The organism is Kribbella sp. VKM Ac-2571, from assembly GCF_004362255.1.
Lineage (GTDB): Bacteria > Actinomycetota > Actinomycetes > Propionibacteriales > Kribbellaceae > Kribbella > Kribbella pratensis.
The window spans coordinates 14,623-30,713 of the sequence record NZ_SNWS01000002.1; the positions used below are offsets into that span (position 1 = coordinate 14,623).

Here is a 16,091-nt window from a genome sequence, read left to right on the forward strand (position 1 = left end):
GGTCTCCTCAGGGACGGAACGAGAGGTCGGCGATCATCGGACGGTGGTCACTGGCGGCCTCGGCGACCGGGACCTCGGCGGGTACTTCTGCGCTCCGCACGGTCAGGCCTTTGCCGACGGTGACGAAGTCGATCCGCTTGTTCGCGGCGACCGCCGGGTAGGTGTTCGGGCCGCCGGTCGTCTTACCGGCAGCGGTCCACGAGTCCGTCAGCCGGGTCCAGAGCCCGGCGAGCTCCGGTGCGGTGGCCTCGGCGTTGAAGTCACCGACCAGGACCTGCAGGTCGCGACGGCTGTCGGCGGCGAGGATCTTCAGGGTGTCGTCGACCTGGGCCCGCCGGACCGACGGGTCGGCGCGGTAGTCCAGGTGGGTGCAGTACACGTGCAGCCGGCGGCCGCGGACGTCCACCTCCACCTCGAGGAAACCGGGTGCCGGCGCGGGTACCGGGTTCGGATCCTGCGTCGACAGCCGGGTGATGGAATGGTTTTCGACCCGCACCAACGGGAAGCGGGACAGCACACCCACGCCGTACTGGCGCCGCGGTTGACCGGCTGCCGGCGGGTCGAGATCGTAGATCGGTGCGAACGCCGGGTACATCCCGAGCTTTCCGGCCAGTTCGGCGAGTGTGTCCAGCCACCGGCTGCGGTCGCCCCAATGGACGTCGACCTCCTGCAGTCCGACGATGTCCGCGTCCAAGGCCTTGATCGCCCGCGCGGTCCGGTCGAGGTCGAAAACGTTGTCCTCGCCGGCGCCGGCATGAATGTTGTACGAGGCAACGGTCAGCCGGGTGACCTCGGGATCGAAGGTGAGCCCGTGGCCGAACGGGTACAGCGTGGGAGCCGGACCGGGACGGTTCGGATCCGGCTTGGCCGGAATCTCGACCGGAAGCTTTCCGGCCGGCGCGATCTCGCCGTACAGGACCTTGGCGACAGCCTCCATCGACACGGCCGCGTTGCCGTACGTGACGAGTGACGTCGCCGGTTCGGTCTGGAAGTACGCGACGTCGTACGGGTCGCGGACCGGGACCACGATCACCGGACGACCGGTGGCGAGCAGCGTGTTGACGAGCTTCTGCTGTTTCGCCAGCTTGTCGGTGACCGTGGTGTCCCAGGCCTTGTTGGTGAGGACGACGGTCAGGTCGGCGTTCGCGGTGGCGGCCACCGCGTCGGCGATCTTGGCGTCGGTCGGCGTCGTGCCGGTGTCCTTCACGATCGCGGTCGCGCCCCGGCTCTGCAGTGCGGTCGCCAGCGTCTTGGGGCTGTATCCCGCGACGACGATCGTGCGGGGCGCGGGGGAGAGCGGGAGCAGGTCCGCGTCGTTGCGCAGCAGCGTGATACTGCGGTCCGCGATCCGCTGGGCCTCGGCGTAGTTGGCCGGCGTACCGACGACGGTGGCGATCCGGGACAGGTCGACGTACGGCGCGTCGACGACGCCGGTGGCGCGCTTGAGCCAGAGGATGCGCGCGACGCTCTCGTCGATGCGGGCCTCGCTGATCCGGCCGCCGCGGACGGCGTTCAGGACCGAGTTGTACGCCAGCCCCGGATCGACCGGCATCAGGAGCTGGTCGACACCGGCCTCGATCGCCCGGAGCGGGATCTCCGCGTCGCCGTACTTGTCGCGGACCCCCTTCATCCCGAGCGAGTCCGTGATCACCACGCCGTCGAACCCGAGCTGCTGCCGCAGGATCCCGGTCAGGATCGGCTTGCTCAGCGTCGCCGGGTCACCGGACGGGTCGAGTGCCGGTACGACGATGTGCGCGGTCATGATGGAGTGGATCCCGGCCCGGATCGCGGCCTGGAACGGCGGCAGGTCGATCCGGGTCCACTCCTCGCGGGTGTGGTGGATCTCCGGGATGCCGACGTGGCTGTCGGTGTCGGTGTCACCGTGCCCGGGGAAGTGCTTCGCGGTCGAGACGATCCCGCCGTCGCGCTGGTAGCCCTTGACCTGGGCGGCGACGAGTTCGGCGACCAGCGCCGGGTCGGACGAGATCGAGCGGACCCCGATGACCGGGTTCAGCGGGTTCACGTTGACGTCGGCGTCCGGTGCGAAGTCGGTGGTGATGCCGACCGACTTCAGCTCCCGGCCGCCGATCCGCCCGGCGGACCGCGCGAAGGCCGCCGACCGGGTCGCGCCGAGCGCCATCCCGCCGGGGAACTGGGTCGCGGGCGGTCCGAAACGGAAGACGACGCCGTACTCCTGGTCGGTGCTGATCTGCAGCGGGACGCCGCTGGCGGCGAGCGAGGCGGCCTGCAGTCCGTTCGACAGCCGGCCGATCTGGTCGGGGTCGCGGACCGAATCGGTCCAGGCGAAGTAGATGACGCCGCCGAGGTTGAACTTCGCCACCACCTCGGCCGGCGTGGCGACGCCGTACAGGCTGGTGTTGCGGGCGTCGGCTGTGTCGGCGGTCGGTCCGTAGGCGTAGCAGACGAACAGCTGGCCGACCTTCTGCTCCAGTGTCAGCCGGTTCAGCGTGTCACGGACCCAGGGGTCGCGCTGGGCGTTTGCGGTCATGGTGCCTGCGACCGTCGATCCAGCGACGGCGGCCGCCGCTAGTCCGAGGGTTTGGCGTCGGGTCAGTTCCATCGGTGTCCCCAACTCAGTTCCGGGCGGGCATGGGCGAGCGTCAAGGTAATTGAATTACAGATACTCCCCCGCGACGCGAAAGTTACCCACGCGCGCACGGTGGGTCAAGAGTCGGTGACCGCCGGCTGACCACCACCTTGCCCGCCGGCGCCGCGACCGCGAGCACGGCGTCCGGCCACCCCAGGTGCGTCACTACCAGCCCAGGCACGGACTCCACCGCACCCCCGTCGAGCGGCATCTCCCGCCGCAACCCCGCCTCCCCAAGCCCAACCCCGAGCGCCTTCCCTACCGCCTCCTTACCGGTCCACAACTGAAGAAACGCGACCAGCTCATCCTCCTGCCGGCTCATCCACTCCAGCTCCCGCACCCCAAACCAACGCCCGGCCAACCCCTCGAAGTCCCTTGCCCGAACCTCCTCAAGATCCACCCCAACCAGCCCGCCGTACGCCGCCGCCACAGCAACCAACCCCTGCGAGTAGGAAACACTCACTGCCAACCCAGGCACGCGTGGTCGTCCGCCCTCGTCATGACTCAACCTGGGCCGCTCAACAAGCGTCCCCGCAAGCTCGAGCAGCAGACCGTGACCCGCGACCCGCGGCTCAACACCGCCCGCCCCCACCCACACGTAAACGCAACTTCCCACCAACCGAAGCTATCGCGCCGCCAGCCGCAGCGCGCGGCCGCCGATGCGTCACCGGGTGCCGCCCGGCGTTACAGATTTTCGGGAATTTGCAGGAAGTTGCAGGTTTGTGGCTGCGCAGCGTCACGTGGTGTTACGTTCTGTCCCGGCGCTGGCGGGGTCGGGGGACCCCAGGCTTCTCGTTCAGGTCGTCCACGCCCCAGGGGGATCCTCCATGGCCAGGTCCAGGCTGTCTTCTCGTGCTGTCCGTCGCCGGGTTCGCGTTGCGAAGTTGGTGGGCGTTTGTGTTGCGTTGGCAGTGCCGTTGGCTGGTATTGGACCGGCGTTGCCTGTGGCGGTTGCTGCGGGTTCGCCGGCGCCGGTGCCCCCGGCGGCGATGTCGGGTAAGGGGGAGGCGAAGGCTCCGGCGCAACGTGTCGGGCCTGGGAAGTTGCCTGCGCCGCTTGGGCCGGGGCAGAACAAGGTCGAGCCGCCGACGTTGCGGGACATGTTCCCGGTGACTGAGGCGAAGCCGGTGGATGCCGCGGCGGAGCAGCCGGCACCGAAGCCTGTGAAGGCGTTGCCGTCGAAGCAAGTCGCGGTGAAGGGTTTCGACAAGCAGACGAGTCGCGAGTTGCCGGAGAAGCGGGATCGTTTCACGCAAACGTTCGCCAACACCGATGGCACGGAGACGAGTGTCTTGTCGCCGGCGCCGTTGAACTTCCAGAAGCCTGATGGTTCGTGGGCGGAGATCGACGCGAATCTGCAGCCGCGGGACGGTGGTGGCTGGGAAACGATCTCGACGGAGGTCTATTCCTGGATCGCGGGGCAGTCGAACGCGGACCCGGTGGCGGGGATCGAGTTGGGGGATGGTCACAACATCGGCTGGGGTGTGGCCGGTGCGGGTGCGGTTGCTGGGCAGATGTCGGGCAGCAAGGTTGTGTTCCCTGAGCTGTTGTCAGGCACGGATCTGGAGTTGGAGTCGCAGCCGCGGGGGATCAAGGAGACGATTGTTCTCAAGTCGACGACGGCGCCGCGATCGTTCGTGTTCCCGCTGAGTCTGAGCGACAACCTGGCCGCGTCACTGGTGGGTCGGGAGATCGTGCTGGCTGACGAGCACGGGACTGAGCGGGCGCGGATTCCGGCCGGTGTGATGGAGGATTCGAACACGGTCGAGGTGCGCGCGACCTCGAGCGCGGTGTCGTACGAGCTGGTGACGGTCGATGGCCGTCAGGCGTTGAAGGTCACCGCGGACAGTGCATGGTTGGACGATCCTGCGCGGGTGTTCCCGGTGCGGATCGATCCGACGGTGATTCCGACGGACCGGTTGACGCCGACGTACGCGGTGAGCGCGGGTGTGAACGGTTCGATCAGTGGTGCGAGTGATCTGCAGGTCGGGTGTCGTCCTGCGGCGGGTACGACGAACTGTTCGTCTACGTCTGGGTGGAACGCGTACACGTCGCTGTTGTCGTTCCCGAATTTCGTGGACGCGTTCAGGTACGACACGATCGTGAGTGCGCAGCTTGAGATGTACAACTACCAGGCGGACACCTGCTCGTCGCGTCGGGTGGACGTGTATGGCGCGATGGAGGGCTGGCAGTCCACTCCGCTGTCGAGTTTGAAGTATCCGGGTCCACAGGTGACGCCGTCGGTGATCGCGTCGAGCAGTTTCTCGCGTGGCTATGTGTCCAACACGACCGGCACGACCGCGTGCCAGCCGATGTACGACGCGTTGCCGTTCAACGCGGCTGGTGTGTCATGGTTGCAGAGCCTGGTCGATGGTCAGCGGTCGAACTTTGGGTTCGCGATGTTCGCGAACCAGCGCACGGATCGTTACTCGTGGAAGAAGTTCGCGGGTATCAATACCGCGAACCCGCCGAGGCTTGCGGTGACGCATTCGCCGTACCACGCGGCGTACGCGTTCCGGGCCCAGAGCCCGGAGGACTACGTCACGCAGGACAAGGCCGGCAAGTTCCCGATGACGATCACGAACCTGGGTGGGTTCACGTGGCAGCCGGGCGACGACTACATGAGCTACCGGATCTATAAGGACGGTCAGCTGCAGAACTGGGCGGTGCTGTCGACGCCCATCACGACATCGGTACCGCACGGCGGGAAGATCAATCTGGATGTCGCGGTCGGCGCGTTGCCGGGTTCGGCCGAGGGGATCGATTATCAGATCGAGTTCTCGATGGTGCACAGAGATACGACAATCCATCGCTGGTACACCGACTGGGGTGTCCTGCCCGCGCCGCGGCTGATCACGATCCAGAACGTTCCGCCGGTGGTCGACTTGTCGCAGGTGTGGCCGTTGAACGGCGCGCAGGCGTATACGTTGACGCCGCAGGTGTGGGCGTCCGGGATCGATCCGGATGCGCCGGAGGACACGCTGAAGTACAGCTTCCGGGTCTGTGAGGTCGTCGATGACAATCCGCTGGTGGGGTGCTTCTTCAGCGGGTCCTACACATCGTCGAAGACGTGGGTGGTGCCATCCGGGAAGCTGGCGTGGAACCGTGAATACCAATGGCAGATCTATGTGCAGGACAACGACGGGCAGCACACGATCGGCGAGCCGATCACGCTGTTCACCGGTGTGCCGCAGCCGGCGATCACCGGGCACATCGCGAACAACGACGGTAAGTCCCAGGACAAGCCGTACGACCCGGCGGTCGGCAACTACACGGCGTCGGCGCTGGACGTTGTCGTGCCGGTGGCGGGCCCTGAGCTGAATGTCGCGCGGACGTACAACAGTCTCGATCCGCGCCGCGACGGCCTGTTCGGAGCCGGCTGGTCGAGCCGTTATGACATGCGGCTGGTCATCGAGAACGACGGCAGTGCGTTGGTGACGTATCCGGACGGCCGGCAGGTGCGGTTCGGTGTCAACGCAAATGGAACGTTCGCGGCACCCCGCGGCGCGAAGACCGTCTTGACGGCGGCGTCGGCGAATGGCCCGTGGACGCTGCAGATCGTGCCTGGCACGAAGTACGAGTTCGCGCCGGGTACGGGAAAGTTGAGCAAGATTTACAGCACCCAGGGCAAGCCGCTCGCGCTGGCCTACCGAACGAACGGGACACTGGAGTCTGTCGCGAGTCTGGATGGCGCGGGGCGGAAGTTGACGTTCACGTGGTCGGCCGACAACAAGCATGTCGCCTCGGTCAGCACCCAGCCGGTCAACGGGTCTCCGCTGACTTGGACATACGAGTACTCCGGCGACGTCTTGACGAAGTCGTGCAATGCGGAGCAGAAATGCACGACGTACGGTGCGGCGCAAGGCTCGCACTACCGCAGCGCGGTGATGGACAGCCGACCCGACGGCTACTTCCGGTTCTCCGACGACGGCACCGATAGCAGTGCGACGAACGAGGCCGCCATGTCGTGGCGCGACGGTTTCGGTACTTACACGAACGTTCAGTTCAACCAGGGCAGCCCATTGACGGGGGTCGGCGACGCGGACAAGTCGGTCTCGTTCAACGGGAACTCCTGGGTCTCCTTGCCGAACGGTCTGGCAACGCGCAGCCGTGACGAGGCAGTCGAGATGTGGTTCAAGACCAGCGGTGCGACGAGCCAGCCACTGCTCGGCTACCAGAAGCAGAGGCTGGGCAGTACGACGACCGGCGGTATGCCGGTGCTGTACGTCGGTGCCGACGGCAAACTTCGTGGTCAGTTCTGGCACGGTGCGGCGGCTCCGATGACGTCGACTAGCTTGGTGAACGACAGCCAGTGGCATCACGTCGTGCTGAGTTCGATGGGAACCCGGCAGTCGCTGTACCTGGATGGTGTCGCGATCGGAACGATCACGCAGAGCGTGGTGGACCACGAGCAGTTCGCGGTGAACGAGATCGGTGCGGCGGTGGCGGCGGCCCCGAGCGCGTGGCCGTCGTACGGAACGCAGGCGCTGCGGTACTTCACCGGTCAGATCGACGAGGTCGCGCTGTACTCCCACCCCCTGACGACCAGGGACGTGATCGCGCACTGGCAGCAGGGCCGCAACGCAGCCGATCAACTGTCTTCGATCAGCACCGCCGGCGGACGCACGACTGCGGAGGTCGAGTACAACCCGGCCAGCGACCGGATCCAGAAGTACATCGACGAGAACGGCGGCGGCTGGACGATCGGTACGCCTGAGATCCTCAACGGATGGGCCAGCAAGGTCGCCAAGTCTCGTGTCGTTCATGTGACTGGCCCGAACAACAGTGACTACGTCTACGAGTACGACCTGCTTGGTGGCTGGTTGCGGCGTACTGGCAGGCCGCTCGGCGAGGACACTCGCCAGCCTCCGACTGCAGGCACGACGCAGAACTGGACCACAGGTACGGGGTATGCGATCCGTAGCTACACCCATGACAAGAGTGGTCAGCTGACGAAGGTCACCAGTGAAATGGGTGGCGAGGTCAGCATGGGGTACGACGATCGCGGAAACGTGACGTCGACGAAGACCTGCCGCGGTGCGGCCGGCACCGACTGCCACACTGCGTACACGACGTACCACCGCGACGATGCGTGGCCCGCGCTGGATCCCCGGTGGGACAAGATGGCGACGTCTCGAGACGGGCGGTCGGCGAGCGCGACCGACGACACCTACAAGCGCTACTCGAACCTCACCGTCAATGGCGACGTCGCCTCGGATGTGAGTCCGGATGGTGGCGTCACGCTCTCCACCTATACCGATGGTGTGCAGACCGGGCCGGACGGGAAGCCGATGCCCCCGGGGTTGCTGAAGACCCAATCGGTGAAGGTCAACGCGTCGACGACGGCGGTGACGCAGTTCTTGTACGACCAGTACGGCGAACTCATCCAGACGACGGCTCCGTCGGGCCTGGTCACGAAGTACACCTATGACGAGATCGGCCGGAAGAAGACCGAGACGCAGATCTCGGACACCTACCCGAGCGGTGTCGTCACGACCTACGACTACGACAACATGTCGCGCGTCACGGCGATCACGGGTCCGGTGACGACGGACGCGGTGACGGGGGAGCAACACCAGCAGAAGGCCGAGATCGAGTACGACGCCGACGGCAACGTGACCAAGACGACGGCGCGGGATCTGAAGACGTCGGACGAGCCGCGGGTCACGACCTTGACCTATGACGACCGCAACCGTCTTGCCAGCACGGTGGATGCCGACGGCAAACTGTCGCAGCAGGGGTACGACGACGCGGGCAACCGGACGTGGTCGGAGGACGCGAACGGGAACCGATTCGAGTACAAGTACTCGGATCTGAACATGCTGACTGAGGTCTGGGACGTGAACCTCCCGGCCGACCCGAACAACCCGCCGGTCGACGGGCCGCGAGAAGGGATCGACTACGCGGTCCGGTCGGAGACGCAGTACGACCTGGCCGGCCGCAAGCGGGCCGAGGTCGACGCGATGGGCCGGCTCGTGACCTACACGTACAACCTCGACGACACCCTCAAGACGAAGAAGCTCGAGGGTTTCCACAACCCCGACGGTTCCACTCGGGCGTACGTACTGGAGGACAACACCTACGACGGTGCCGGCAACCGGACCACGGCAGCCACGGACAACGGCAAGACCACCACGACGTACACGATCGACGCCGCGGGACGCGTCGCGACCCAGACCGTCGACCCGGAGGGCTTGAAGCGTAAGACGACGTACGACCACGACCTGGCCGGCAACATCACCCGCCAGACGAACACGGGCAACTGGTCGAACGCCGACATCGCCGGGCAGACCGCGGTCACCGACGCCATCAATTACGTGTTCGACGCGGCCGGGCGGCGGGTGTCGCAGACCGTGGAGAACACCTCGAGTGCGATGACGACTTCCTGGACGTACGACCAGCGGGGGCTGGCGACGTCGATGACGACACCGCGAGGCAACGCGAGCGGTGCGGTGAAGGCTGACTTCACCTCGACGTATGTGAACGACGAACTCGGGCGGCTCATCAAGACCGTCGCGCCGAAGGTGAAGGTCGAACACGACGGCGGTGCGCCGGCCGATGTTCAGCCGACTGCGATGGTCGGGTACGGCGCGTACGGGCAGGCGACCTCGTCGAAGGACGCGCTCGGGAACGTGGTGAAGTCGACGTTTGACAAGCTCGGCCGGACCGTCGAGGTCAGCGCCCCGTCGTACACTCCGCCGGGTGGTACGGCGATGACGCCGAAGACGAGCTTCACCTACGACGTGGTCGGGAACCTGCTCCAGCAGGTCGACGAGCGCGGCAACGCTACGCGGTTCACCTACGACCACCTCAACCGGCAGATCCAGGTCGACGCTCCCGGGAAGACCAACGACGAGCGGGCGATCACGAAGATCGCCTACACCCCGAACGGTGACGTCGAGTCGACCACTGATCCGTTGGGCGCTGTGAAGAAGTACACCTATGACGACCTCGACCGGGTCATCACTTCCACCGACGTGGAACGAAAGCCGACCGCGGCGAACTTCGTCACCCGGCTGGCCTACGACGACATGGACAACGTGATCAGTGCCCAGTCGCCGTCGGGTGCTGTTGCGCTCAGCAGTTACGACTCGCTCGGGCAGCTCAGCAAGTCCACGGATCCGAACAATGTGGTCACCCAGGTCGGGTACGACTACGCGGGGCGGCAGGTGGTCTCCACTGACGCCATGGGTCGCAGCAGTGTCGCGAGCTATGACAAGGCTGGGCAACTGGTCGCGTCGAAGACCCTGAACGCGTCCAACGTCGCGCTAGGCACCACGGTTCTCGGGTACGACCTGGACGGCAACCTGGTCTCGTCGACGCCCGCCTCGGGGAACCGTTCGTCGACCTACACCTACGATGCCGTCGGCCGACTGATCGGGCAGGTGGATCCGGTGTCGGCGACCGACCAGGTCGCCATCTCCTACGGGTACGACGCCGCAGGAAACCGCACCCGCTACACCGACGGCCGCGGCAACTCGACCACCTACACCGTCAACACCCTCGGCCTGGTCGAGAAGGTCATCGAGCCGTCCACCACCAGCCATCCCGCACTGACGGACCGGACCTGGACGGCTTCGTACGACGCGGCCGGGAACGCGGTCTCGTTGTTGTCCCCGGGTGGGGTGCAGCGGACCCGAACCTTCGACGCCGCCGGAAGGCTCGAGACCGAAAGCGGCGCCGGGGCCGAGGCATCCACCGCGGCCCGCAACCTCACTTATGACCTCGCCGGGCGGCTCGCGACATCGAGTGCGCTCGACGGCGTCAACACCTACACCTACAACGACCGCGGCATGCTGCTCCGTGCCGACGGACCGTCCGGAACATCGACGCAGGGTTACGATCCCGATGGCCAGCTCACCCAGCGCATCGACGCCGCCGGAACCGCCGACTTCACCTATGTGAACGGGCGTCCGGCTACGGTCACGGATCCGGTCACCCGGGTCCTGCAAACCCTCGGCTACAACGCCGCCGGACAACTGGCCACGATCGACTACGGCTCCAGCCGGATCCGCACCATCGGCTACGACGCCTACGGCCGGATGAATTCCGACGTACTCAAGGCCGGCACCACATCGGTGTCGTCGATCACCTACGGGTACGACGCCGACAACAACATCACCGCCAAGAACACCACCGGTGTCGCCGGGGCCGGGAACAATACCTACGCCTACGACCAACTCGGCCGGCTCACCTCCTGGACGAAGGGAACCACCACCACCGCCTACGGGTGGGACGCCAACTCCAACCGCACCAAGGCCGGCACCAAGCTCGCGTCGTACGACGAACGCAACCGGCTCCTGGACGACGGCACGTCCACCTACACCTACTCACCCCGCGGCGCCCTGCTGACGCAAACCACCGGGACAACCACCGAGGCGTTCTCCTTCGACGCGTTCGACCGGATGATCACCCGCTCAGACCGCGACTTCACCTACGACGCCCTCGACCGCCCCGTCCAGGCCGGCACCGCCCGAATGCGCTACGACGGCTTCAGCGACGAAGTCGTCTCCGACGGCACCCAATTCTTCGGCCGCGCCGCATCTGACGGACTGCTTTCGGTCGGCTACGACACCACCAAACGCCTGGTGGTGGCCGACCGCCACGGCGACATCGTCGCAGGCTTCGACCCCACCGACACCACGATGGCCGCCGGTCTACCCGACACCCGAACCTACGACCCGTTCGGCAACTCGACCAGCGCAACCGGTCTGAAGTACCGAGTCGGCTACCAAGGCGACTGGACCGACCCCCGCTCCGGCGACGTCAACCAAGGCGCCCGCTGGTACAACCCAGGCACCGGCACCTTCAACTCCCGCGACACCATCACCCAGAACGCCGGCACCGCAAGCTCACTGCTGAACCTATACGCCTACGCCGGCGGCAACCCGATGACGTTGAACGATCCTGACGGGCACCGCGCAGTCGACCCCGAGCTGGACCGCAGCTGCCGGTGGGTGGTGCTGGTCGAGGACCTGGATGACGACAAGCGACCGGTGAGAGTCTGCCCCGAAGACCCGCCCAAGCCGCCGCCACCTCCGCCGCCACCGATCGACCGCAAGTGCAAGACCTGCGACGACGGCGGTGATGGCGATGGCGGTCATGGCGGTGATGGCGATGGCGGTGATGGCGATGGTGACGGGGGCTGCAAGAAGAGCTGTGATGGCGGCGGCGATGGCGGTTGCAAGAGCCAATGCGGACCTAAGCCGCCGCCGAAGTGCGATCCTCAGTGCCAACTCAACAAGAAGGTCAAGAAGGAACGAGACGATCTCGAGCAGGACGCGAAGACGATCGCTCAGCCACCGCCCGGCGACCCCGTCTGCGCCAACGGCAATCCAGCCCTCTGCCCCGGCGACCCCACAACACCGGCCACCGTCGTCACCTCCGGAGGCGACCTAACCCAAGAAACCGTCGACTGGTCTAACCAGCAATACCAAAACGCCCTCCACACTGCCGGCTCGGTAGTCCACAGCGTCAGCGCCACAGGCAGCTACAACTGGTTCAATGGCATCGCAATCTGCGAATCCGCAGATTGCCTTGGAGGACCCGAGCTTCCCCGCATGACCGGCGGCAGCGTCGGCCGCGGAAGCGTCGAGACTGGCGGTGGGGGACGCGGCGGTCGTGCAGGGAGCGGAGCCGGGGTCGTCAGCGTGCTGCCATGCGGCTGCGTACCACGCGTTGGGCTTGAGGAGCCTCTTCCGCCGGGAGCCCAGTTCTTCGGTGTTCGCGGGTGGCGTGTCGGGGACCCCGTCTACACTCCAACCAGAGCTGGTAATGACCCCTCGTGGACCACTGTGCGCGCACGCTACTGGAAGAACGAGGCCGCAAATCCTGGCGCGGAACAGAAATGGGGAAAGGGCAACGTCGAGCGCATGCAGCGGGGCTCGGCGCCACAACGTTACAACCCCGACAAGGGGGGAACGGAATCGATGGAGTTGAGCCACGAACCAGTTCCATTCCGGATGGGCGGGCAAAATATCGTGCCTCGTTGGCCTCAGGACCATGCCGCCATCGACCCCTTCAGATTCCCAGGATATTAGGGACGGATTCTATGACTTTGGGTGATTGGTTTGTTCGATCTGCGGGGAAGCCAATTGAGTTCGACGGTCAGACGGTGCATATGTCCCACGAATGGGCCGTTCCGGAGGATGCGCAGGGGGCCGAGGTTGCGGTCGTGCGTGCGTCGCCGAGAGTGCGCCACGGTATCAATCTTTCGGCTCGCGATATGACTCTAAGTATCAACGGTCACTTGATGTCGAAGGCAATAGTATGGACTGACGCTGCCCCGTCTCCTTTTGTGGTCGAGTTCGTTCCACCACGATCGCCCGGCGCGCTGGGCGATGTTGCTCGGCGGCGGATCAGAGTTTGGAATAGTTGGGATGACGGGTCGGGCGTTACCCATGCATGGGTTGGGAACGCTGGTATCTTGATCGATCCTCAACCGAATAAAGTCGTCAGGTTGCACTGCAGCGATGGTGGTGGAGAAATTGACTTCGAGTCACTGGTACTCGATATCAAGATGTTTTGAGATGCGCCGTCGACGCCCGAAATCCTGCGTGATCAGACAAGAGCCCGCGATCACGGCTGGTGTAGTGCGACTGCGTGTGTGACAGCCGCGGATAAAGGAAGAACCGACTAACTAATTCGCTGTGGGATGCATACGTCGGTGGCTGGATACCGGCGTCAGGCGCTATGCATGTCGTAGCGCATGACCTGCTCACTAGCCTGGGCTAGTGAGGGTTCCGTGAAGAAGTCACCCATGCGCTGACGATGAACGGGCGGGTTCATGGGGAGGTCAAGGATCCGGTGTTGGCGCCGTGGGAGGTGACCGGGCAGCGGCTTGCTCTCCTCGACGGCGGGGTTCGTTAGTCGCTGAGACTCTGGAGACTGCCCACGGACGCCCCGTTCGATCGTGTCGATCTTGCTGCCTGGCCGCAGCAGTATGTCGAGGCGGCAGGTTCAGCGGGCAGCATGACTGCGGAGGTTGTCGACTGGGGGAGTCTGGGCGGCGTCAGTACGTCGTGGGTCGGGCGGTCCGTGACGTCTCGGGGCCGCCGGTCGAGGGTCGTTGTTTGTGGAACGGCTGTGAGACCAGCGTGTATTCGGCTCAGGCGTTCTCCGCACCGGAGGCGGTCGAGGTGTTCGCGGCGTACGGGCGGCGATCGGGTGGGTCTTGTCGACAAAGTGACAGGCGACGGCTTGTCGGAACTGGTCCTCTCGGCCGTCTCCGAACTGGATCTGTGGCGCGTACCGGTTTGGCTTTAGGTTCTTGGTATGGCCAGCGTGTGTGAGGTTCCTACAGTCCGGGTTAGCCCGCTTCTGAGTCGGCAGTTCGTGCGGTTGTTGGTGATGGTGTTTGGGTCGGGGCTGAGCATGTATCTGCTGACCTCGGTCGTGCCGATGTATCTGGCGGCTAACGGGGCTGGGGGTGTGGGGGCGGGGCTTTCTACTGCGGCGATGATGTTTGCTGCGGTGGGGGTTGAGTTGGTGGTGCCGCGGATGTTGGGGCGGTGGGGGTATCAGGTTGTGTTGGGGTTGGGGCTGGTGCTACTTGGGGCGCCTTCGCTTGTGCTGTTGGTGTCGGCTTCGCTGCCGGTTGTGCTGGCTGTGTGCATCGTGCGTGGGGCGGGGCTGGCGATTCTGGTGGTTGGGGCGGTGGCGCTGGTTGCCGAGCTGACGCCGCCGGCTCGTCGTGGTGAGGCGCTGGGGGTGTACGGCGTGGCGGTTGGGGTTCCTGCGGTGATCGGGCTGCCGCTCGGGGTCTATCTGATCGACGTGATTGGGTTCGGTGGGCTGTTCGTTCTGGCGGCCGTCGCGTCGTTGGCCGGGCTGGTCATGCTGGTTGGGTTGCCGGCGCGGATTGCTGTCGAAGAGCAGCACGTGAAGGTGCTGGGCGGCGTACGGCGGAGTGGGCTGTTGATGCCGACTCTCGTGTTCGCTGCGGTGACTGTGGCGGCCGGGATCAGCGTTACGTTCCTGCCGCTGGCCGTTGCCGGGGACAGGCAGTCGATGGTTGCGTCGGCCCTTCTGTTGCAGGCGATCGCGGCGCCGGCTGCGCGTTGGTTGGCCGGGCGGTACGCCGATCGCATCGGTCCCGCGAAGCTCCTCGCACCCGCTCTCGTGCTCGCCGCCATCGGTGCCGGATCGCTCATCTTCCTGCCGAGCCCGATCGCGATCCTGATCGGCTCTACCTGCTTCGGGGCGGGCTTCGGCGCTGCGCAGAACCTGACGCTGACTCTGATGTACAACCGGGTCGACCGGTCTCGGTTCGGGCAGGTCAGTGCTCTCTGGAACCTCGCGTACGACGGCGGTTGGGGACTCGGCGCACTGGCCTTCGGCGCAATCGTCGGCGGCACCGGCTACCCGATCGCCTTCGCCCTGACCGCCGCAGTCGTCGCGCTGGCCGTCGTACCCGCAGTCAGAGCTTCCGTAGTCTGACCCAGCGGACGGCGTGGTCGGGGCCTTTGCGGAGGACGAGGGTGGCGCGGGAGCGGGTGGGGAGGATGTTCTCGCGCAGGTTCGGGCCGTTGATGCCGTCCCAGAGCGACTCGGCCTTCTTGATTGCTTCCTCGCGGCTGAGTTCGCCGTACCGGACGAAGTACGACTCGGGGTTGCGGAACGCCGTTTCCCACAGTTTGAGGAAGCGAGCCACGTACCAGGAGCGGACGTCGTCGGCGGCCGCGTCGACGTACACCGAGAAGTCGAAGAAGTCGCTGACTGCGAGACCGCTCTTGCCGTCCGCGTGCCGGGGCGCCGGCTGCAGGACGTTCAGGCCCTCGAGCAGCAGGATGTCGGGTTGCTCGACGGTTGTCCGTACGCCTTCCATCCGGTCGTAGTGCAGGTGGGAGTAGACCGGCGCCTCGACCGTGTCCATCCCGGACTTCACCTCGACCACGAAACGCAGCAGGGCCTTGCGGTCGTACGACTCCGGGAAGCCCTTGCGCTGCATCAGGTTGCGGCGTTCGAGTTCGGCGTTCGGCCAGAGGAAACCGTCGGTGGTGACGAGCGCGACCCGCGGGTGCTCGGGCCAGCGGGCCAGCAGTTCGCGCAGCAGTCGCGCGGTCGTGGACTTGCCGACGGCAACCGATCCGCCGATCCCGATCACGAACGGGGTGCGGGTCTCCACCTGCTTGCCGAGGAAACTCTCGGTGTCCGCGTGCAGCGCGCGGGCGTGCCGGACGTACAGCGAGAGGATCCGCGACAGCGGCAGATACACCTCGCGGACCTCGTCCATGTCGATCTCGTCACCGAGACCCCGCAACCGCTCGACCTCGTCCGCCGTCAGCGGGGAGATGGTCGTCTCGGCCAGTTGCGCCCAGGTGGCCCGGTCGAGCTCGGTGTAGGGAGTCACCTCCCGCGACGGCTGCAGCATGTGGCCCATTCTTCCCACCGGCGCCGGATGCACCCACATCGGGAGGGCGTGGCCTTGGTCTCAGAGTGTCCCGGAATGTCTCAGCTACGGTACGGTCTCGAAACTTTCGGT

Annotated in this window: 6 protein-coding genes; 3 read left to right on the forward strand and 3 right to left on the reverse strand. The window is 65.8% G+C overall.

The window, feature by feature from the left end; genetic code table 11:
* Positions 1-7 precede the first annotated feature (7 nt).
* Complete coding sequence (locus EV651_RS04070) at positions 8-2,581, reverse strand: glycoside hydrolase family 3 N-terminal domain-containing protein (RefSeq protein WP_133782166.1); 2,574 nt, start codon at positions 2,579-2,581, stop codon at positions 8-10.
* 82 nt (positions 2,582-2,663) lie between these two features.
* Entirely contained in the window at positions 2,664-3,224 is a 561-nt protein-coding gene (locus tag EV651_RS43195; RefSeq protein ID WP_370352023.1) for a 4'-phosphopantetheinyl transferase superfamily protein, read from the reverse strand.
* A 427-nt stretch (positions 3,225-3,651) separates the two neighbouring features.
* Here EV651_RS43195 and EV651_RS04080 point away from each other — a divergent pair, with 427 nt between their 5' ends.
* The 3 genes from EV651_RS04080 to EV651_RS04090 all read left to right on the forward strand — a co-directional run bounded on the left by EV651_RS04080 (position 3,652) and on the right by EV651_RS04090 (position 15,046).
* The gene (locus EV651_RS04080) at positions 3,652-12,648 is read left to right on the forward strand and encodes a LamG-like jellyroll fold domain-containing protein (protein WP_166658494.1); all 8,997 of its coding nucleotides are present in this window, start codon (positions 3,652-3,654) and stop codon (positions 12,646-12,648) included.
* 11 nt (positions 12,649-12,659) lie between these two features.
* On the forward strand, positions 12,660-13,136 hold the full coding sequence (locus EV651_RS04085) for a hypothetical protein (RefSeq protein WP_133782172.1): 477 nt from the start codon (positions 12,660-12,662) through the stop codon (positions 13,134-13,136).
* Between the two features lie 806 nt (positions 13,137-13,942).
* Positions 13,943-15,046, forward strand: a complete 1,104-nt coding sequence (locus tag EV651_RS04090; RefSeq protein WP_238156651.1) for an MFS transporter — start codon at positions 13,943-13,945, stop codon at positions 15,044-15,046.
* Here the strand turns inward: EV651_RS04090 and coaA are convergent.
* The gene (gene coaA, locus EV651_RS04095) at positions 15,027-15,980 is read right to left on the reverse strand and encodes a type I pantothenate kinase (protein ID WP_166658495.1); all 954 of its coding nucleotides are present in this window, start codon (positions 15,978-15,980) and stop codon (positions 15,027-15,029) included. The two genes, EV651_RS04090 and coaA, sit on opposite strands and share 20 nt — an antisense overlap.
* Positions 15,981-16,091: the final 111 nt, after the last annotated feature.